This is a genomic window from Allopontixanthobacter confluentis (assembly GCF_009827615.1).
Lineage (GTDB): Bacteria > Pseudomonadota > Alphaproteobacteria > Sphingomonadales > Sphingomonadaceae > Allopontixanthobacter > Allopontixanthobacter confluentis.
Genome location: NZ_WTYU01000001.1, coordinates 145001 through 165096 on the forward strand (window position 1 = coordinate 145001; position 20096 = coordinate 165096).

Consider the following 20096-nt stretch of genomic DNA (forward strand, 5'->3'; position numbering starts at 1 on the left):
AGTAGTAGATAAAGCTGAAGTACGGCTGTCTTCGATTTTACCGGAAGGTTCTTTGCGGTGTTGGTTTAGGAAATTGCGATTGTCTCTTCCCTCTTTATAATAGGGTCGGCACATTGGGGGTGGCACAGTGAAGGTGGCGGGGCGATGAACTTTATGGGGCGCACGAGCCTGGTGGTGAATAATTCTCCAGCCATGCTTGCGTCTGTCTTTGGTCCGTTCAGCCTAAGTATCGGTGATAACTCCGAAATCATTATTTCCAACCGGCGTGCCAGCGCGCTGCTGGCGATTTTGTGTACGATGCCGGGGGAGCCGCTGGAACGCGAGCATCTGAGTAAATTGCTGTGGCCCGGGCGGTTCGAAGCGCAAGCGCGTGCCAGCCTGCGGCAATGCCTGCTTGCGCTGGGCAAGATGTTCGAGCCGCTGGATGCTGATGTGCTGGACGTTAACCGGACGCGCATCTGCCTGCATCCGGGCGTTATCCAGACTGATCTTGATTTGCTGGAAGAAGCATTGGCCGCCGATGATGTGGCGCAGGCTTGCAGCTTGCTTATGCAGATTGGCGGGCAGGCGCTGTTGGGGCAATTCCAGTTCGGCCCTTCGTTTGACGAATGGATCTCGATCAGGCGGGAGCAGGTCGAAGCCCGCCTTCAGGGCGGTGTCCATGGCGCGCTTGACAGGTTGGCGCAGAACGGCCGAACGGTCGAACAGGCGCAATTGCTGGAAGCATGGATGCTGCGCGACCCAGCCGCCGGGCAGAAGGCATTGTTCCGCCAGCATGATTGCAAGATCCGGATTGCGGTTTTGCCATTCCACCAGATTGATAATGTGGGCGGCGAATTTTTTCTGGCTGACGGGGTGGTGGATGAACTGATCACTTCCCTTGGCAAAGTGCCGGGACTGCTGGTTACCGGCCGCACATCCTCATCCCATTTTCGCGATACAGAATTGCAGCTGCCCGAAATCGCGCAGGTTTTGCATGTCACCCATGTGGTGGAAGGGTGCGTGCACCGGCATGATGATGCGGTGCGCATTAATACGCGCCTCATTGACGGGGCAACCGGATTTGAAATCTGGACACATCGTTATGATGGCAGCGTGGAGGATATTTTCCGATCACGCGAGCAGGTTGCGCATCGACTGACGACCGGGCTGTGCGGAGCGGTCGATATCGAAACCCAGCCGCCGCCCGTCCGGATGATGACGGCCAATCGCGAAGCATACCGGCTGTATCTGCAGGGCCGCGCGTTGACGGTGCGCGCCATTGGCGACAATGTGCTGGCGAAGGCGATCGAGCTTCTGGAACGAGCATTGGAACTCGATCCCCTGTTTGCGGAATGCTGGACTGCGCTGGCCGAAGCGCATGTTTATACCGCCGTCTATACCCCTTGCCTGGAACGCATGAAGGAATCGGAACTGATGGCGCGCTGTGCCAATCGGGCGATTGAACTGGCGCCGATGCAAGGGCACGCACGGTCCATGCTGGCGATCCATCAATGGACGCAGAACGATATCGTGGGCGCGCTGGACCTGGCGTTCGAGGCCTATCGCCTGGAACCGGACAATCCCGATGTCGGCATCAGGCTGGGGTCATTCCTGCTTTATATCGGGCGCACCGCGCAGGCCCTGCCATATATCACGGCTGCCATTCAGCAGGATCCGGTGAACGCCCGCAATTATTCCATGCTCAGTGTGGCGCATCTCAACCTTGGTGATGTGGACGCCGCCATTGCCGCAGGGCAGCGCATGGTTGACCTTGGCTATCCATCCATGTGGCTGGCAGCGGCAACCGCGGCATCAGGTGACCGTGACCTGGCGGTTGAACAATACAAGCAGACGCGTCTGCTTATGAACACTGTCATTTTCCCGCCCGCCGGTGCCGCGCCGATGCCGCCAGAGGTGATGGAAGCCTATTGGGACATGGCCGCGCGCGGGCTGCATAGCGGCTGCGATCAGGCGCGGCGCAATTACTGTCAGGTTCTGGAAATGCTGCATGCCACATTGCCGGACAAATATGATTCCACCATCGTCCTGCCCGCCATCTGGATGGGTGATGCGCAAATGGTATTCCGCACGCTGGGTGAACAGATCACGCCGGCCAATTTCTTTGGTCTGATGTCTGTCTGGACGGATGTGGAGCCAACGCGGCAAGTGCGACTGCATCCTGATTTCATGGGGTTTGCCAAAAAAATCGGCATGGTGGCAGCGTGGGATAAGTATGGCTGGCCAGACCTGATGACGGCAGAAGCCGATGCCGATGCCGATGCCGATGCCGGTGCCGACCAATTGCAGGCAGCGACCGCCAGACCAAAAATTGCCATGCGATTGGTGACGGATTGACGCTGGTTTGACGGTTTATTGACGCTGGGCCGATTGACGGACAGCCGTGCAAAGGCGCACAAATACTGCATCGAATATCGAATGATTGCCTGAAATTATTGGCCGGGACGGGGGTCTTGTGCCGATAGCGGGACAGCTTTGCCGGTGCCGCAGGAAGGCGGATCATTGTCAGGACGCAGGAGGGAGCGGGCCATGAACATGAAACGTGCAAACCGCGCTGCGGCCGCTGACCGGCCGGGTTTGCTGGCACAATTTTCAAACGGGTCGCTCAATCTAGGGGTGAAGAGCATGAAATTGATGAAATCTGCGGCGTTGGCCAGCGTTATGATGATGGCACTGCCAGTTGCGGCGCCTGCCTTTGCGCAGGAAAGCAATTATGACCTCGGCAACGTCTGGTCCGCCAGCCGCATCAATGTCCTGCCGGGACAGTTTGAAAATTACATGGATCACCTTGCGGGCCAATGGAAGAAGGTCAATGAATTCGCCAAGGCCGAAGGCATGCTGGTGGAATATCATGTCCTGTCCACCAATAATGCCCGCGATGGCGAGCCTGACCTCATCCTGGTTATCGAATACAAGGACTATTACAGCAAAGCGCAGCAGGAAGCCTTCAACAAGAAGGTCAACGCAATGCTCGCCTCGGATGACCGCAGCCGGACAGCGGAATCGGGCGCACGTTCATCGATGCGCGAATTGATGGGTTCGACAGAATATCAGGAATTGGTCCTCAAATAGGGCCTGACCGAGTTGTCCGGCGGGCGGTGCTGCGACCCAATCGCCCGCCGGGCAATACACAATTTACAAATTCCCGGGAAAGGTCTTGTGACCGCCATGGCGACCTGCTGACATCATGTCGATTGCCCACCTCGCGCAGGATTTCTCCGCCCTGCTGGCCGCTGGCGAAACCCGCCGCGCCGCGGATAAATACTGGGCGCAGGATGTTGAATGGATCGCCCCTGAATGCAGCACCTGCGATGTCGTCGCGGGTGACCGCTTGCAGGGATCGGGTGGTTTCAACACCGCGCGCCGCAGGCTCGATCGCTGGCTGGCTGACAATATAGTTGAAGACGTGATGATCGACGGACCGTTCATTACCGGCAACACATTCGCGCTTTTCATCGACCGGATGGTGACGGACCGCAGGTCTGGCCAGGCGGCGCCGTTCAGCGAAATCGCAATTTACACCGTCCACGAGGACAAGATCATCGAGGAGCGGCATTTTTATGAACCTGCCGGGACCACGGCTTAGGCAGAAGGAGCGTATGATGGCAAATGGCATCGCCAATATCGCAGTGTTTCCTCCATCCATGAGCAAAACTGCGGCATCCGTCGCCGCACTGCTGTGCGCGGTGCTGCTTGGCATGCCAGCGCAAGCGCAGCAGAAAATGCCGCCAAAAGCTGCCGAAATTTTCGCCCGCGCTGCCAGTGATTATGACAAGAACAGTGACCATGACAGGAACAGGACCGCAGGCGCGGTGCCAGCTGAAACTGCCGGGCATGTAAGTGCCGGACCTGCAAATGCCGGACCTGACACAGCGGTGCCTGCCGCCAGACCCGTTCCCCGGCAAATTCCCGAAGCAAACCGTTTCCAGGAAAATTTCGATGGCTGCCGCTCGCAAAAGCCGCGGCCATGTATCTTGCCGCATATGCCGCATTGATGGGCCGAACTAATGGATAGCGGGTTGGACTAAGCAACCATCGGCACTAAGTAAGCGGCCTATGACGATTGATGATGAAACAAGCCGCCTGACGGGCGATGCTGCCTTGCCGGTTTGCGTTGCCGCACTCTACCGATTTGCACCGGTGGCGGACCGTGAAGGCAGCCGTTTACAGCTGGCGCAAATATGCGAAGAACAGGCTGTAAAGGGCACTTTGCTGATCGCGTCGGAAGGGATCAACGGCACCATTGCCGGCACTGACGATGCGATAGAACAAGTGCTGGCGGGCATTCGCCAGATTGACGGTTTTGCGGATCTCGAAGTCAAATTTTCACGTGCGCCGTCCATGCCATTCCACCGCATGAAAGTGCGGATCAAGCCTGAAATCGTCACCATGGGCCAGCCCGATATCGACCCTCTGGTCAATGTCGGCCAATATGTCGAGCCGGAAGACTGGAATGCGCTGATCAGCGATCCGGCGACCATCGTGATCGACACGCGCAATGACTATGAAACGCAGGTCGGCACTTTCAGGGGTGCCATTGACCCGGCGCTGAAAACCTTTCGCGAATTTCCCGAGTGGTTCCGTGCTGAACGGGCAAAGCTGATGCAGGGGGACACACCGCCCAAAGTGGCGATGTTCTGCACTGGCGGGATCAGATGCGAAAAATCCACCGCTTTCCTCAAATCCGAAGGGGTGGAGGAAGTGTTTCATTTGAAAGGCGGCATCCTCAAATATCTGGAAACAGTGGATGAGGAAGATTCGCTGTGGGAAGGCGAATGCTTCGTTTTTGACCAGCGGGTGACAGTGGGCCACGGCCTGTCGCAAGGCTCGTATGATTTGTGCCATGCCTGCCGCCGGCCGATCCTGCCAGAGGTCCGAACATCCCCGCTTTATGAAGCAGGTGTGAGCTGCCCCGGCTGTTATGACGAGCGGACAGAGGCCCAGCGGGCTGGCTATCGCGAACGGCAAAAGCAGGAATTGAAAGCGGCCGACCAGGGCATGGCGCATGTGGGCGCACGGCTGAAAAAATGACGGATTTGCCAGTTCTCTACAGTTTCCGCCGTTGCCCCTATGCCATGCGTGCGCGGCTGGCATTGATGGTGAGCGGCACGACGTGCACCATCCGCGAGGTGAAATTATCGAACAAGCCCGAAGCCCTGCTGGAGGCATCGGCCAAAGCCACCGTTCCGGTTCTGGTGACGACAAGCGGCGAGGTGGTGGATGAAAGCATCAGCATCATGCGGCTGGCGTTGGCACGAAATGATCCGGAAGGCTGGCTGGAGCGTCAGGATCATGACTTGATTGAGGCCAATGATGGCCCGTTCAAGCATCACCTGAACCGGTATAAATACAGCAACCGGCATGATTGCGACCCGCTTCCGCATCGCGCCGCCGCGATGGAAATGTTGCGCGCGCTAGAGACGCGCCTGGAACAGCAGGCCCATCTTTCAGGTGAAAAACGCGGGCTGACAGATATGGCGATCATGCCTTTCATCCGCCAATTTGCCGCCACTGACCGCGAATGGTTCGTCAGCCAGAATTTGCCGCAGCTTCACACCTGGCTGGCAGACCATACCGGATCGCCGCTGTTTCAGTCGATTATGCCCCGGTTAGCGCCATGGGCCGAGGGTGACCCTGAAATCACATTCGCCTGAAGCCGCATTGGTCTGAAATCAGTTCGGTCTTTTCAGCCGTCAGCGCGAATGCGGCGCATGAATCCATCTACGTGGTTGCGCAGATTGGCTGCCTGCCCTTCCAGATCGGTCGCGGAATTCAGCACTTGTGCCGCGGCAGCGCCTGTCGCCAGCGAACTTTCCCGCACATTGGTGATGCTGGATGAAACTTCGCCGCTGCTGCGTGCCGCCAGATCGATGCTACGGGCCAGATCCTGACCTGCCACCGATTGCTGGTCCACTGCAGAGGCAATGGAGATGGCGGTGGTTTCCAGCTGCTGCACTTGCTCGCCAATGGCGCGCAGGGCATGGACCCCGTCGCTGGTGGAATTCTGCATGGCGCGGATCTGGTCGGCCACTTCCTGTGTGGCGCGGCTGGTCTGTGCCGCCAGTTCTTTCACTTCTGATGCGACCACCGCAAAACCTCGGCCCGCTTCGCCGCCGCGCGCGGCTTCGATGGACGCGTTCAATGCCAGAAGGTTGGTGCGCCGGGCGATAGACTGGATCAATTCGACAATCTGGCCAACTTGCGACGCGGCCTGTGACAGGGTGGACATTTTCACATCGGCAAGATCGGCTGATTCCGATGCCTTGCGGGCCAGTTCGGCTGACGTGGCAGCCTGCCGGCTTATTTCCCCGATCGACATCGCGAATTCGTCGCTGGCGGCGGCTGCGGCAGTGACGCCGCCTGATGCTTCCTGCATCGAATGGGCCACGCGCCCGGCCTGACTGGAGGATGTTTCAGCGGATGCTGCCATGGCGCCAGCAGTGGTTTTAAGCTGGGTGGATGCCGCGGCCACGCTGCTGACCACATCGCCCACGGTCTGTTCGAACTTATCCGCCATGCGCTTGAGTATCTCGGCCTGACGTTCGCGCTGCTTCTCCCGCTCGCGTTCTGCATCGACCTGCATCTCCAGCTCCACCTTGGCCGCTTCGGCGCGTTCGGTGCTGAGTCTTTCATACCGCCAGGCAACCCTGCGGAAAATATCCAGCGCGCGGGCCATTTCGCCTATTTCATCGCTGCGATGTTCGAAGGGAACGTCAATATTCTTTTCGCCGGTCGACAGCGTCTTCATCGAAGCGGTCAGCCGCTGGATCGCATCCGAAATGTCGCGGGTGAGAAAGCGCGATCCTGCCGCCGCAACCCCGACCGCCAGTATCCCGACCAGAACGAGCACGACGAGCAAGCCATAGAAGAACCGGAAGCCGGTTGCTTCGGAAGCATCGGCTGCGGCCACAAAGCCAGCCTTGATATCATGCGCCTGCCGCGACAATGACGCGCCATTTTCGGCAATGGTTCTGGTCAGATCATCGCGTGTGCCCACATTGCTGCCGGTAAATGATGTCAGGCTGCCGATTTGCTGCGCATAGCTGGCCTGCTGAATTTCAAATCGGGCAATCTTGCTCTGCAAATCCTGGTCAGCATCAGCCGCCGCCAGCGCCAGCCCTGCCAGCAATCGCTGCGTTTCGTTCAGCGCCCGCCTGGCATCTGCCACATCGGCTGCATTGCGCGATGCAAAGGACTGCGCTGCGGCAAAGCGTGCGTCTGCCAGATGCGCGCCAAGGTCTGCCGATGTCAGCGCGGCAAGGTTGAGCCGCTGGTGCGCTTCATACCGCGCATCAAGCTGTTGCAGGCCAATAATCAGGGTCAGCGCAGTAATGCCCATCACCACGAAATTGGCGCGCGAGAACAGCCGCAGCTTGTCACTGATGGATCGCTGCGCAAACCAGCGGCGCAAGCCGCGCCCGCTGTCTGTCTGCGGATTTGCTGCCGGGGCGGCGACGACATCTTCATTGGTGACAATGTCTTTCACCACGTGCTCAAGCGCGCTCATGCTATTTTCTTCCCGTATGTGTCACGTTCGCATTCAAAGGGGCTGGCCGGTAGCAGCAAGTGCTGCTCGATTTCTTCAGGCGGCATGGGCCGGAAATACAGCCAGCCCTGAATCTGGTCACATCCGGCGGACCGGACCAGATCGGCCTGGGCCTGCGTTTCCACGCCTTCGGCAGTCACATCCATCTTCAGCGCGCGGGCCATCGAAATGCTCGACAGCATCATCGCGCGTGAACTTTCATCACCCGCGGAATCGACCACGAGCGACCGGTCGAGCTTCAATTTCTGAAAACGAAACTGCCGCAGGAAGCCGATGGACGCATAGCCGGTGCCAAAATCATCAAGTGCCACACTGACGCCAAAGCCGCGGATGATATCGAGGCTTCGTTCAGCCACCACCGGGTCAAGCACCAGGCAGGTTTCGGTGATTTCCAGCTCCAGACGTTCAGCTGGAAAGCCGGTTTCCTCGATAATATTGCCCAGCTGGATCGGAAATTCCGGATTACGCAGTTGGGCGGCCGAAATATTGACCGACAATTTGATGTTGCCCCATGCCAGCGCATCGCCGCAGGCCACCCGCAACACCCACAGGCCGATCGAATTGATCAGTCCGGATTCCTCGGCAATCGGGATGAACACATCAGGCCCGATCAATTTGCCATCCGGGCGGACCCAGCGAAGCAGGGCCTCGACAGAGACGACCCGGCGGCTCTTGGCGTCCACCAGCGGCTGGTATAGCACGCGGAATTCTTCATTGAGCAATGCGCTGCGCAGCTCGTCATCCATGTCCCGCAGCGCCTCGAGGTTGCGGTCAAATTCTTCGCGGAACCAGCTGCAGCGCATTTTGCCGCCACGTTTCGACACATACATGGCCACATCTGCCTGACGCAGCAATTCTGACGAATCGTATTGATGGGTCTTGCTGGTGCGTGCCAGACCAATGCTGGCGCCAATGCCAATGCGGCGGTCTTCAATGGCGATGGGGTGAACCAGGCGTTCCAGCACACCGCGGCAGATGCCTTCCAGAATGGTGCCAGACAAGGTGCCTGCCATGGTCAGCGCAAATTCGTCGCCGCCAAGGCGGTAGGTGCTGGCATTGCCGTCACACACCTCCCGCAATATCGATGCAACCTGCCTGATGACACTGTCGCCCACCTGGTGGCCATAAAGGTCATTCACCAGTTTGAACCCGTCAAGGTCGATGAGGGCAACCGCGACTTCTTCCCCGCTGTCCAGCACGGCCTGCGTATCATGGTGCAATGCACGCCGGTTGGGGAGCAGGCTGAGGCTGTCGGTGCGGCCAAGGCTTTCCAGCCGGGCAAGATTGCTGATGCCCATGCGGAACAGCATGGCTGCCGCGACGGCATATATGGCGACCCCGCCAGCCAGAAGTGCTGCAGCGGCCACGGTGGGCACATTTCCACTGATAAGGAGCAGGCCAGCCAGCAGGACGAAGATAGAGGTCAGCACCAGCAATGGCGCAATTACCAGCGCCTTGGGGTTAAGACCCGATTTCTTCAGAAAATTGAGCACCCAAACCCCCCAAGGTCGAGAGACTGATCCCTCGACAAAGACACTTAGCGTGCCGAGCCTAAAGAACTGTTAAATCGTGATTTACCCTCGTGCCCCGCCCACCAGCGGCATTAATGGCGGTGCGTTTTTCGCACTGTGCCCGGCCCGTGTTGGCGGCTGGTTGATGGCGGAATTGGGAAATGCGCGGCCATACAGGCCCTGCATACCCTTTACCGGTTCGAAACTTCCCGTCCGGCCCACTGTGGTCTCGCCCGCGCCCAGCATCAGCAGGCCGTCAGGCGCCATGCTCTGCGCCAACCTGTCAAATGCGCGCTCACGCGTAGGCCCATCGAAATACAGCAGGACGTTGCGGCACAGCACCAGGTCATAGCGTTGCAGACTTTCTGGCGGGTCCAGTATGTTGCGGACTTTGAAACGGACCATTTTCTGCAGTTTCGGGCTGGCTTTCCACCCCTCGGGCGTTTCCTCGAAATGGGAAATCATCTGGGTGACACCCAAGCCCCGCTGAATTTCGAATTGGGTGTAGCGCGCATTGCGGGCGGCTGAAATCGCCTGGGTTGAAACATCCGTTCCGTGGATGGTGATGTCCCATCCGGCCCAGCGTTTCGCCTGTTCTGTAAACATCATGGCAAGGGACAGGGCCTCTTGCCCGGTGGAGCAGCCCGCAGACCAGATGGCCAGTTTTCTGGTATCGGCCCTTCTTTCGGCAAGAGCCCGCAATGCCTGCTGGTCGAGCAGTTCGAACATGACCCGATCACGGAAAAAATAGGTTTCATTATTCAGCAACGCCTCGACCACCTGCTGCGCCAGTTCATCGCCGCTGGGTTCTGCCAGCAGGCAGACAAGCTGATCGACATTGCTTATGCCGCGTTCACGGAAAATGCCGGACAGGGCCGAGCCCACACGCCAGCGGCGACCTTCGGTCAGCTGCTGGCCGGACCGTGCGGTCAGAAGATCGGCAATGATCTTGTGGGAAATGTCGCTTACTTCCATGCCGCGGCTCCGGCATGGGCGGCAATTCTGAGCGCAATGGCTTCAGGCGGGAGAATGGCAGACGTCAGCCCGGCTTCGGCCACCGCGCGGGGCATCCCCCATACTGCTGAGCTTTGCTCGTCCTGAGCAATCACGGTGCCGCCTGCTGCAACCAGCTTGGCGGCGCCTTCCACCCCGTCGCGGCCCATGCCCGACAGGACGATGCCAAGCGCGCGGCTGCCGATAGCCTGGCCCAAGGTTTCGAACATGGGATCAACCGATGGCGTGCAGCCGCTGCTGACTGGATAATGGCCGATTGTGGTGCACAGGTCAGCGCCGTTGCGCGCAATCTGCATATGGCCGTCACCCGGCGCCACCACAATTGTGCCGCGCTCAATCCGCGTGCGATGGCCGGCAACCACAGCTTTGCGATTGCCAGCCACTTCCAACTGGCGCGCAAATACGTTCATGAACGATTCGGGCAGATGCTGGGTGACTAGGATGGGAATATCTATCTGGCGGGGAAGGTGGCGCAGCAAAATGCACAAGGCATGGATGCCGCCCGTCGACGCGCCGATTGCCAGAACCTGCGGCGATATCTTTGGCGAGGGGCGCAGAACAGGGGAGGTTGGCAGCACCGCGGCACTGACAGGTTCAGCCGCACCGCGGCGGGGGCATAGCGCCCTGATCTTGGCCAGCAATGCGGCGCGATATGGCTGGTCAAACCCGCCGGAGCGCGGTTTGAGCATGGTGTCGGCGGCGCCCATTTGCATGGCCGAAATAGTATGTTCAGCGCCATCATCGGTCAGCGACGATACCACCAGAACCTGCGCGCCATTGGCTTTCGCCAGAATTTTAGGCAGCGCATCCAGCCCGCCCATACCCGGCATTTCCAGATCCAGCAGGATGACATCGGCGGTAATCGTGTCGAGTTCAGCCAGAGCCAGTTCGGCGCTGCTGGCCTTGGCGACTATGTGGTAACCATCGGCATCGTCAATGATGCGCGACAATACGGTTCGCACAATCAGGGAATCGTCGACAATCATGACCCGCACTTCGGGCCGTGACCGGCTGGAAAGGCGCCCTTTGGATTGGTGCCCTGTGGATTGGTGCCCTGTGGATTGGTGCGCTGTGGATAGGGGTGCTGAGGAATGGTGCCCTGAAGAGTGGGAGCCGGGCGGCCAGGCAGGTTCGACAGGCGCGTTCACGGCCTGGCCCTCAGGCCATGCCCACCAGCTGCAATTTGATTTGCAGCGTTTCATGGTCAAATGGCTTCATGACATATTCGTCCGCGCCTGCGCTGATGGCTTCACGGATATGGGAAATGTCGTTTTCGGTGGTGCAGAAAACCACTTTGGGTTTGTCACCATCGTCCCGCTGGCGAAGCTGGGTGATAAATTCGATGCCGGTCATCACCGGCATATTCCAGTCGAGCAAAACGACATCGGGCATGGCCACAGTGCAGCATTCCAGACCGTCGCGGCCATTTTCTGCTTCTTCGACACTAAAGCCCAGCGATTCGAGAATATGCCGGGAAACCTTGCGGATGACACGCGAGTCGTCGACGATCAGGCAACTTTTCATGGATGCGACCCCTTATGTAAATGTTGCTTGTAAATGGCTGAGGTAACTAATCACTTAAGCCGCCAATCCGCGGATCGCCTGATCCGGCCCGGCCACCATTTTAGCAATATCTACCAGCAGCGCAGGTTCTGCGTCTGTTTCGATCATCCCGATTCCCACGCGTTCCCATGCAGCACCAAGCCCGCCTGGAACAGGGTGAGGCGCGGAACGGGCCTCGACCACATCTTCGACGGTATCGACCAGCAGCGCGTAGGGGTGGCCGCCCACTTCGACCACGGCGGCGCGGCTGTCTGCTGCGCTATCGCCGGCAAGGCCAAGCGAACGGCGGCAGTCAATCACGGTCAAAGACTGGCTGCGCAGGGCAGTAAGCCCGGCGATGAAATCGGGTGCGCGCGGCACGGGGTGGATAATTTCAATCTCGATCACGGCCTGCACTTCCACCGCGCGAAATGCCGCGCGCCGTCCGGCAATGACCGTCATCACTAGCAATTCGTCCATCATGGCCGTCCCCCGCGTGCGGTTCTGAGCGCGCCCAGCAGCGCATCCCTGTCATATCGGTAAATCCTGTCGGCTGTGCTCACCGGCGCTTCTGCATCGGCATGAAGGCAGATGATCTGGCCGTCATGATCGCTGGTCTCAGCGTCATCATTTTCCATCAGGATGGTGACATCGGCGGCTTCATCATCGGATGCGGCCAGCCTGTATCCGGCAGCTTTCACCAATGGTTCCAGCATTGTGCGGGCCCAGCCATCAGCGGCAGGCAGACGGCAGACAAGCGGGACGCTGCTTTGCGGCGGGCTACCATGGCGGGCAAACAGCTTCATGCCGTCAATAATACCCACCGGCTCTCCGCCGATCAGGGTTACGCCTTCGATCAGATCATCATCGGCGCCCGCAGGCACAATGGCACTGTCTATGACCGCTGCATCGGACACTTCGCGCACGGCATAGGCCAGTTCGCATGTTCCGTCCGACAGTCGCAGCAGCTTGAGTTTATCGGCCGGCATTGCGCCGCCATATGCGCCGACCAGCGGCAAAATTTCGCCGTCAATCACAATTTGCGCGCGCGCCCCTTCAATATCGATGGCGGCCACAGGCGCAATATCGATCCGGCGGACAATATCCATGTCCATGGCGCGGCGGCGTCCGTCAATGCCCACAAACAGCATGACCGGGCGGGTTTTTTCCGACACTTCGACATCCTCAGGTTCGACGCTGGCGGGGCGCAGGCGCACTTCGCTGACCAGCCCGTTTTGCTGCGCAATGGTCGGCATATCCAGCATCAGGATGGGGCTGCCATCATCCAGCAGCGTGGTGCCGGCATAAACGCCGGTGGCCATCACTGCAGGGGCCAGTGGTTTTACCACCAGATCTTCGTGATCATAAATCCGGTCAACTGCCACGGCAAACAGATCGCCGCTGCCCAGCCGGACCAGCACCAGCGTCTTGCCGCGCACGCTTTGCCCCCGGGTCATACCCAGGACATTGGCGAGCGAAAGGCAGGCAATGCGCTTGCCGCGGAATGTGACCAGTTCGCTGTCACCCACGGTGGAATATTCGAGCGAAGCAGCCGCGCCATGGACAATTTCTTCAACGTAGGACCGCGGAATGGCAAAACGCTGCCCTTCTGCGCCCACTGTCAGGCCCGCCACAATGCTCAGGGTCAGGGGGATTTCGAGGATGAACAGCGTGCCTTCACCAGCCTTGCTTCTGACCTGGATGGTGCCGCCGATTTTCTCCAGATTTGCCCGCACCACATCCATGCCCACGCCGCGTCCCGAAACATTGCTGACGGTATCGGCAGTGGAAAGGCCGGGTTCGAAGATGAGCTGCTGTAACTGATTGCGCGACATTTCATCAGCTTCGCGCTGCGATACAATATGGGCTGCCACTGCCTTGCTGGCCAGTTTCGCCAGATCCAGCCCGCGGCCATCATCGGTGATGGTGATAGTGATCTTGTTGCCGGACTGGCGCGCGGCGAAACTGAGCAGGCCAATTTCACGTTTGCCAGCAGCAAGCCGCGTGGCGGGCGTTTCAATCCCATGGTCAATGGCATTGCGAATGATGTGGGTGACCGGGTCGCGGATCATTTCAATCATTTCGCGGTCCAGCTCGACATCGCCGCCTTCGAGGTCGATCATCACCTGCTTGCCAAGGTCGGCGGACAGATCACGCACCAGACGGGGCAGGGCATTGTACAAATGTTCAATCCGCTGCATCCGCATCCGGGTCACAGCTTCGCGCACATCGGTCAGTATGCCGGTCAGCCGTTCAAACGGCCCGTCGATGGTCGGCTGCGCCCCTGCATCGCGCAAGCGCCGTGCCAGATCATTTCGCGCCAGCACCATGTCGGAAATGCCGCTCATCACCCGGTCCAGCAATTCCACCGGCAGGCGGATGCTGCGCGGGGTCACGGTCTGGTGCGCGCCGATGGTCTTTTCGTTCGTGTCGTCCTGCATGGTAGCACCGCTGGCAGCGGCGCCAACCCCATCGCCCTCTGCTTCTGTGGCATCTGGTTCCAGTGCGGCAATCAGATCGTCATCGCCCGTGCCGGGCAAATCTTGCCCTGCATCAATGGCATCGGCCATCTGGGATATCCGGTCGATGATGGCCAGGACGGCATTAACCAGCCCGACATCCGGCACCCGCCTGCCGGCACGCACTTCGGCCAGGACACTTTCAGCGGCATGGCTGAGTTTTTCCAGACGCGGAAAATCAAAGAAACCGCAATTGCCTTTGACAGTGTGGACAAAGCGGAAAATTCCGTCGAGCCGCGCTCTATCGGCAGGGTCGGCTTCCCAGGCGACGATTTCGCCCGCGATTGCTTCCAGCATTTCGCGCGTTTCGGCCACGAATTCCGCCAGCAAATCGTCCATCTGTCAAAACCCCCCGGCATTTGCTGTCCACTATCACTGGTGCAAATTCAGAAACCTCTATGAAGGGCGATGGTTAACGAAGCGTCACTATTGCTGCGAAGTGCTGGAAATTCCGTGCGATGCAGATCTGAGCGTGCGGCTGCGAAGGACACGCCACACGATGATAGCTGCCACAGTGCCACCAATGGCATTGGCCGCCAGTTCCGCAGCGTAGACGGCTTCTGCGCCCCAGGCTGGGCGCAGCAGCCATGCAAAGGGCAGCATCACCAGAAATACCCTGGCGAAGGACTGGATCAGCGCGGTTCCGGCGCGGCCCACAGAATTGAGCGCGCCATTGCTGACAATAAGCAGCCCATAACCGGCATAGCCCCATGCCGCGATGCTGAGATAGCTGGAAAAGGCGGCAATAACGTCTGCATCATCGGTGAAAAAGGCGGCAAACCAGTCACCCGCAGCAAACAGCATGACTGCAAGTGCGGCGCCATACGCAAGGCAGAAACCGCCCGCCCAGACCATGGCGCTACGCGATCTGTCCTGCTGGCCCGCGCCCCAGTTCTGCCCCACAATCGCCCCGATTGACGCCGAAAGCGCCAGCAACGGCACCACGGCAAAGCTCTGCAACCGGCCCGCTGCGCCAAACCCGGCCACTGCGTCCTGCCCCTGCGCGGCGACCAGCGCGGTCAGCACGGACAGGCCAATGGGGTTGATGGCGTTGGAAAAGGCGGCGGGCCCCGCTACGCCCGCAATAGAGCGGAGCGATGCGCCCATGTTGCAGTCTTTCAGCACCTTTATATCAATCGGCAATGCGGTGGAGCGCAGCAGAAACAGCCCCAGCAAGACCGCGATTGCCCATCCGATCAGCGTGGCATAGGCAGCGCCGGCAATGCCAAAGCCCTCCACACCGAGTGCGCCTGTGATCAGCAGCGGGTCCAGCACCCAATTGGCGCTGGCGTAAGTAAGAGAAATGACTGACGTGCGCTTGGCCTCGCCCTGGCCGCGCAGAACTCCGTTAATGCCCATGATCCCCATCAACAGCGGGAAACCCATGGCAAATGGCTGCATATAGATGCGGATATAGGGCATCAGATTATCGGGCGCCTGCATCAGGCGAAACAGCGGGTCCAGCGCCAGAAACAGGCCCAGTCCCATGACCGCGCCTAGCCCCACGGCAAACACCATGCCGAAATTGGCGCGCCGCGCTGCGCTGGCGCTGTCCCCTTCGCCAAGGGCGCGGGCGACCACTGAATTGATGCCCACCGAAACGCCCACCCCCAGGCTGGTGAGGGCAACGCTGATTGGGAAGATGAAGCTGATCGCCGCCAGCTGGTCCGCCCCCAGCTGCCCGATGAAATAGGAATCCACCAGCCCGATCGACATGATCGCCGCCACGCCAATAATCATCGGCACAGTCTGCGCCACCAGATGCCCGCGGATGGTCCCGCGTGTCAGTTTGGCATCCTTGCTCATCATCGCGGCGTTAGCGGTGCGTGCCGGATGTGCAAAGGGTTTTGGCAATTGTAGACAAGAACACCGCCAGCAGCCCCTGCCATCTTGTGCGCGGCGCTGTTGCCGTGCGATAGTGCGCGGCAGTGCAGGAACAGGAGTGTATCGTGGCAAGCCAGCTGAAACCGACCATGGAATGCAGCGAAGCGGAATGGCAGGCCCGTCTCGATCTTGCTGCCTGCTACCGCATTTTTGACCATCTGGGCTGGTCGGAATCGATCTATAACCACATTTCCGTGCGGGTGCCGGGCGAAGATGCTGCGTTTCTCATCAATCCTTTCGGCCTGATGTATTCAGAAGTGACCGCGTCCAATCTGGTCAAGATCGATATTGATGGCAACACGCTGGATGGCAGCACCTATCCGGTCAACAAGGCCGGATTTACGCAGCATGCCTATTTTCATCAGCATGTCCGTTCCGCCCACGCCATCTGCCACACCCATACCACTGCTGCGATGGCAGTATGCGCCAGCGAAGGCGGGTTGTTGCCAATCAGTTTTTACGCCTGCAATTTCATCGGCAAAATCGGCTATCATGATTTTGAGGGCATTACCGTGCGCGCCGAGGAAGGCGAACGCCTGCTCGCCAATCTGGACGGCAAGCATATATTGATGCTGCGCAATCACGGCCCGGTGGTGATGGGGCGCACAATTCCGGAAATGTTCGTGCAGGCATGGTCGCTGCAACGCGCTTGTGAAATTCAGGTGGCCACCATGTCGATGGGCCAGCCCATCCATGTTTCCGACGCGGTGATTGCGGTGCATCAGCGCGATCTGGGGCAAGCACAGGCACCGGGCGGGCCCGGTGTGGCCGATTTTGAGGCGTGGAAGCGCCGTATCGACCGCATCGACCGCGGCTGGCGCGAATAGCCGATACGGCGCGAAAGGCACATAATCATGTCAGCCATGACCGTAAATGGACGGCCCGTTCAGTTCAATCTGGATGGAGACACCCCCTTGCTGTGGGCATTGCGCGATGCGGCCAATCTGACCGGCACCAAATATGGCTGCGGCGTGGGCGATTGCGGTGCGTGCATGGTCATCGTGGATGGGGAGGCGCTGCGTAGCTGCCTCATTACCATTGCCGAAGCAGAAGGGCGTTTTGTCACCACTGTCGAAGGGCTGTCGCGTGACCGATCGCACCCCGTGCAGCAGGCGATGGTGGCTGAACAGGCCATCCAGTGCGGCTTTTGCACGCCCGGCATGGTGATGGCGGCAGCAGCGCTGATCCAGAAAAACCCCGCGCCGACCAAGGCGGATATCGAAGCGGCAGTCCCCAACCTGTGCCGCTGCGGGGTCTATCCAAGGTTGGTCAGCGCCATCCAGCGGGCAGGGCGCGTGGCTCAGCGTCAGGAACGCATCAGCGCCGCGCCCGCCCCCGGCATCAGCGCAGAAGATGCGGCCCGCACCGTGCCGGCAATGGCTGCACCTGAAACAGGCCCAGCCACTGCCGACTGATTTATAGCGTTTGGCCTATAGTGTCAGGCGCAGGCCCAGGCGGGCCGTTAGCGGCGCGCCGGGCTGGATATTGTTGTCACCATGCGCGCTGGCGTAGTAATTTTCGTCAAACAGGTTCTGGATATTGAGCTGGATGGTCGCATTGTCGGCCACTTCATAAAATGCCGCCGCGTCAAAGCGCCAGTATGACGGCAGCACGACATCGCCGGAATAGGATGCGAACTGGTCGTCCTGATAAATCGCACCTGCCCCAATCGCGAACCGGTCGGTAATCTGGAACCTGTTCCACGCGGAAATCTGGTGGCGCGGCAATTGCTGCAACCGCGTGCCTGCCGCGCCTGCATCGGTGGTGGTCCGCAATTCGCCGTCCATATAGGTGTAGCTGAGGCTGCCTTCCCAGTTGGACGTAATCTTGCCCACCAGGCTGAATTCTGCACCTTGCGTTCGGCTGGCGCCGGTCAGGATGGACAGGCCGGTGTTGGCCGGATCAGGCGCGCGGCTGTTGCTGCGGTCCAGCCGGAACGCCGCAGCCGTCAGGAACAGATCCGGTTTCAGCAGCCACTTTGCGCCTACTTCGTAATTGGTGAACTTTTCCGGTTCGAAGGCCTGAGTATCCGGCGTCAGCGCCAGGAACTGGTCGCCGGATTGCGGCAGGAAGCTGGTGGTGTAACTGGCATAGATCGACAGCGTATCATTGGGTTTTACCACCATGCCAAACCGCGGGCTGACCATTTCATCAACGCGCGAGCCTGCAACACCGCTCAGAAGTTCGACAGTATCAAGGTCGAACCGGTCCCAGCGCACGCCGCCGACCAGTTCCAGATGGTCACCAATCTTGATTTGGTCCTGCGCATAAAGCGACAGGGTTTCAAGCTGGCTGTCGCGGATGCGGGCCGGGTCGGTCAGTGACACCGGCGGCACGAAAATCTGCCGCGCCAGCGGGACGGTGGCAGCCGAGGCAAGGCCAAAGCCGGTATCGAACAGCACGTTCTGGCGGCTGTTCTGCGTATCTTGCCAACCGGCTTCAAGGCCAATCATGATGGTATGATCAACGCTGCCAGTGCCGGTTTCCCAGACCAGATTTGCCTGGCCAATCAGATTTTCGCGGGCGGTAACATCGCGGTATCCGGTCAGGTCGACTGTGGTGCCATTGGTGCTGCGCGGCAGGACATTGGCATAGGCCTTGTCATAATTGGCATATTGCACCGACGCATTGGCAGTCAGCCCTGCCGAAAAGCGATGGTCGATGCGCGCGCGGCCAATATGCGCCTCGGATGTCGCGTAGTTGAAATTCGCATCACCGAAAAACGTCTTGTCATATCCGGACAGGGGCAGGCCGCCCAGCGCAGGCACACCGCGATCGGTGACGCGGGCATCATCATCATAGGAATAGCTGGTGGTTATGCGGGTATCCGCGCCCAGTTCTGCGGTGATGGTGGGGGAAATGCCAATAAAGCGCCCTTCGTAAAAATCGCGGGCATTGGCGAATTCCTCGTAAGTGGCGTTCAGCCGCGCACCCACTGTCCCGGACAGCGGCTGGTTGAGGTCGGTCGTGAGCGCAAATGCGCCGAAATTATCCACCGACCCTTCGAATTCGGCAAATTGATCGGTCAGGCTGGCTGTCTTGCTGACGCGGTTGACCACACCTCCCCCGCCGCCGCGCCCGAAGATGAGCGCATTGGCCCCTTTCAGCACTTCGATCCGTTCGACATTGTAAAGCGAGCGGTAATATTGCGCATCATCGCGCAGCCCGTCGAGATAGAAATCCGCGCTCGATTCCTGTCCGCGGATGAACACTTCGTCGCGGTGGCCTTCGCCGGTTTCCAGCGAAATGCCGGGAATGTAGCGCAGCGCATCGCCAAGCTGGCGGATGGCCTGATCCTGCAACTGGTCATCCGTGATTACAGACACGCTTTGCGGCACGTCGATCAGCGGTGTGGGGGTTTTGGTCGCGGTGGAACCATCATTGGCGGAATAGCCATCAGCCAGGCCGGTCACGACAATTTCCGACGGCAGATAATCGCGCTCCGGCTCTGCTTCTGCAGCGGCAAATGCGGGCGCTGCAGGAACGGCCAGAATGGCACTGGCCAGCAGTGCGGTGCGGAATTTGGTAAAGTACATGGAGATCCCTTATTGCGACTCGTTCTCGCTTCTGGCGTCCTGCTATTGCGAATGGTTTGCAATTGCAACCATAGTCTGGGGTGGCGCGGCAAAAATGTCATGCCTTGGCGTCAGTTCGCATGGGCGTTAAAGCAAATGGCGGCCAAGGCGGGCCTATGAATATCAACGGAGAATAAGCGTGAAAGCCACCATCTGGCACAATCCCAACTGCGGCACTTCGCGAGGGACGCTCGCAATTCTGGAAGCGAGGGACGGTGTCGACCTCACTGTCATTCGCTATCTGGAAACACCGCCAACGCGCGAAAAGCTGGCGCAATTATTTCGCGATGCCGGCATGAGCCCGGCGGAAAGCCTGAGGATGCGCGGCACGGATGCAGAAGCGCGCGGGCTTCCCGCCGCTGATGACGATGCCGTGCTGGACGCGATGGTTTCCGACCCCATCCTGATCGAACGCCCGCTGGTGGAAACGGAAAAAGGGGTGGCCTTGTGCAGGCCGAAGGAAAAGGTCGAAGACATTCTCTGATATGCGCCCAGCTTCGGCCTG

18 protein-coding genes are annotated in these 20096 nt (G+C 59.4%); 9 read left to right on the forward strand and 9 right to left on the reverse strand.

Annotation, left to right across the window (positions count from 1 at the left end; genetic code table 11):
- Positions 1 to 144: 144 nt before the first annotated feature.
- From GRI44_RS00640 to GRI44_RS00665, 6 genes are all read left to right on the forward strand, one after another.
- A complete protein-coding gene (locus GRI44_RS00640; protein WP_160599383.1) occupies positions 145 to 2337 on the forward strand; it encodes a hypothetical protein in 2193 nt (730 codons plus the stop codon).
- A gap of 192 nt (positions 2338 to 2529) precedes the next feature.
- Positions 2530 to 3072 (forward strand): hypothetical protein, encoded by a 543-nt coding sequence (locus GRI44_RS00645; protein WP_202386111.1) that lies wholly within the window; start codon positions 2530 to 2532, stop codon positions 3070 to 3072.
- A 115-nt stretch (positions 3073 to 3187) separates the two neighbouring features.
- Positions 3188 to 3586 carry a SnoaL-like domain-containing protein gene (locus tag GRI44_RS00650; protein WP_160599384.1) on the forward strand — a complete coding sequence of 133 codons (399 nt, stop codon included), beginning with the start codon at positions 3188 to 3190 and terminating at the stop codon, positions 3584 to 3586.
- Between the two features lie 16 nt (positions 3587 to 3602).
- Positions 3603 to 3995: a hypothetical protein gene (locus tag GRI44_RS00655; RefSeq protein WP_160599385.1), complete on the forward strand. Its 393-nt coding sequence runs from the start codon at positions 3603 to 3605 to the stop codon at positions 3993 to 3995.
- Positions 3996 to 4056: 61 nt separating this feature from the next.
- Positions 4057 to 5031 (forward strand): oxygen-dependent tRNA uridine(34) hydroxylase TrhO, encoded by a 975-nt coding sequence (trhO, locus tag GRI44_RS00660; RefSeq protein ID WP_160599386.1) that lies wholly within the window; start codon positions 4057 to 4059, stop codon positions 5029 to 5031.
- Entirely contained in the window at positions 5028 to 5654 is a 627-nt protein-coding gene (locus GRI44_RS00665; RefSeq protein ID WP_160599387.1) for a glutathione S-transferase, read from the forward strand. Before trhO ends, GRI44_RS00665 begins: the two co-directional genes overlap by 4 nt.
- A 32-nt stretch (positions 5655 to 5686) precedes the next feature.
- On the opposite strand, the gene GRI44_RS00670 is transcribed toward GRI44_RS00665, so the two are convergent.
- From GRI44_RS00670 to GRI44_RS00705, 8 genes are all read right to left on the reverse strand, one after another.
- Positions 5687 to 7507 (reverse strand): methyl-accepting chemotaxis protein, encoded by a 1821-nt coding sequence (locus GRI44_RS00670; RefSeq protein ID WP_232842932.1) that lies wholly within the window; start codon positions 7505 to 7507, stop codon positions 5687 to 5689.
- Complete coding sequence (locus GRI44_RS00675; RefSeq protein WP_332872320.1) at positions 7504 to 9039, reverse strand: putative bifunctional diguanylate cyclase/phosphodiesterase; 1536 nt, start codon at positions 9037 to 9039, stop codon at positions 7504 to 7506. The genes GRI44_RS00670 and GRI44_RS00675 overlap by 4 nt, the downstream gene beginning before the upstream one ends.
- Positions 9040 to 9120: 81 nt before the next feature.
- Positions 9121 to 10032, reverse strand: coding sequence for a CheR family methyltransferase (locus GRI44_RS00680; protein ID WP_160599388.1), 912 nt, complete (start codon positions 10030 to 10032; stop codon positions 9121 to 9123).
- Positions 10023 to 11057, reverse strand: coding sequence for a chemotaxis-specific protein-glutamate methyltransferase CheB (cheB, locus tag GRI44_RS00685; RefSeq protein ID WP_160599389.1), 1035 nt, complete (start codon positions 11055 to 11057; stop codon positions 10023 to 10025). Before cheB ends, GRI44_RS00680 begins: the two co-directional genes overlap by 10 nt.
- A 172-nt stretch (positions 11058 to 11229) precedes the next feature.
- The gene (locus GRI44_RS00690; RefSeq protein WP_160599390.1) at positions 11230 to 11595 is read right to left on the reverse strand and encodes a response regulator; all 366 of its coding nucleotides are present in this window, start codon (positions 11593 to 11595) and stop codon (positions 11230 to 11232) included.
- Positions 11596 to 11649: 54 nt separating this feature from the next.
- Positions 11650 to 12096, reverse strand: coding sequence for a chemotaxis protein CheW (locus GRI44_RS00695; protein WP_232842933.1), 447 nt, complete (start codon positions 12094 to 12096; stop codon positions 11650 to 11652).
- On the reverse strand, positions 12093 to 14471 hold the full coding sequence (locus tag GRI44_RS00700; RefSeq protein ID WP_160599391.1) for a chemotaxis protein CheA: 2379 nt from the start codon (positions 14469 to 14471) through the stop codon (positions 12093 to 12095). Before GRI44_RS00700 ends, GRI44_RS00695 begins: the two co-directional genes overlap by 4 nt.
- A gap of 87 nt (positions 14472 to 14558) precedes the next feature.
- Positions 14559 to 15938: an MATE family efflux transporter gene (locus GRI44_RS00705; RefSeq protein ID WP_160599392.1), complete on the reverse strand. Its 1380-nt coding sequence runs from the start codon at positions 15936 to 15938 to the stop codon at positions 14559 to 14561.
- Between the two features lie 143 nt (positions 15939 to 16081).
- Between GRI44_RS00705 and GRI44_RS00710 the strand changes: the two genes are divergently transcribed.
- Both GRI44_RS00710 and GRI44_RS00715 read left to right on the forward strand, forming a co-directional pair.
- Complete coding sequence (locus GRI44_RS00710) at positions 16082 to 16843, forward strand: class II aldolase/adducin family protein (protein WP_160599393.1); 762 nt, start codon at positions 16082 to 16084, stop codon at positions 16841 to 16843.
- A 27-nt stretch (positions 16844 to 16870) separates the two neighbouring features.
- The gene (locus GRI44_RS00715; RefSeq protein WP_160599394.1) at positions 16871 to 17431 is read left to right on the forward strand and encodes a (2Fe-2S)-binding protein; all 561 of its coding nucleotides are present in this window, start codon (positions 16871 to 16873) and stop codon (positions 17429 to 17431) included.
- A gap of 15 nt (positions 17432 to 17446) precedes the next feature.
- On the opposite strand, the gene GRI44_RS00720 is transcribed toward GRI44_RS00715, so the two are convergent.
- Positions 17447 to 19552 carry a TonB-dependent receptor gene (locus GRI44_RS00720; RefSeq protein WP_160599395.1) on the reverse strand — a complete coding sequence of 702 codons (2106 nt, stop codon included), beginning with the start codon at positions 19550 to 19552 and terminating at the stop codon, positions 17447 to 17449.
- A 178-nt stretch (positions 19553 to 19730) separates the two neighbouring features.
- On the opposite strand from GRI44_RS00720, the gene GRI44_RS00725 reads away from it, so the two are divergent.
- On the forward strand, positions 19731 to 20075 hold the full coding sequence (locus GRI44_RS00725) for an ArsC/Spx/MgsR family protein (protein WP_160599396.1): 345 nt from the start codon (positions 19731 to 19733) through the stop codon (positions 20073 to 20075).
- Positions 20076 to 20096 lie beyond the last annotated feature (21 nt).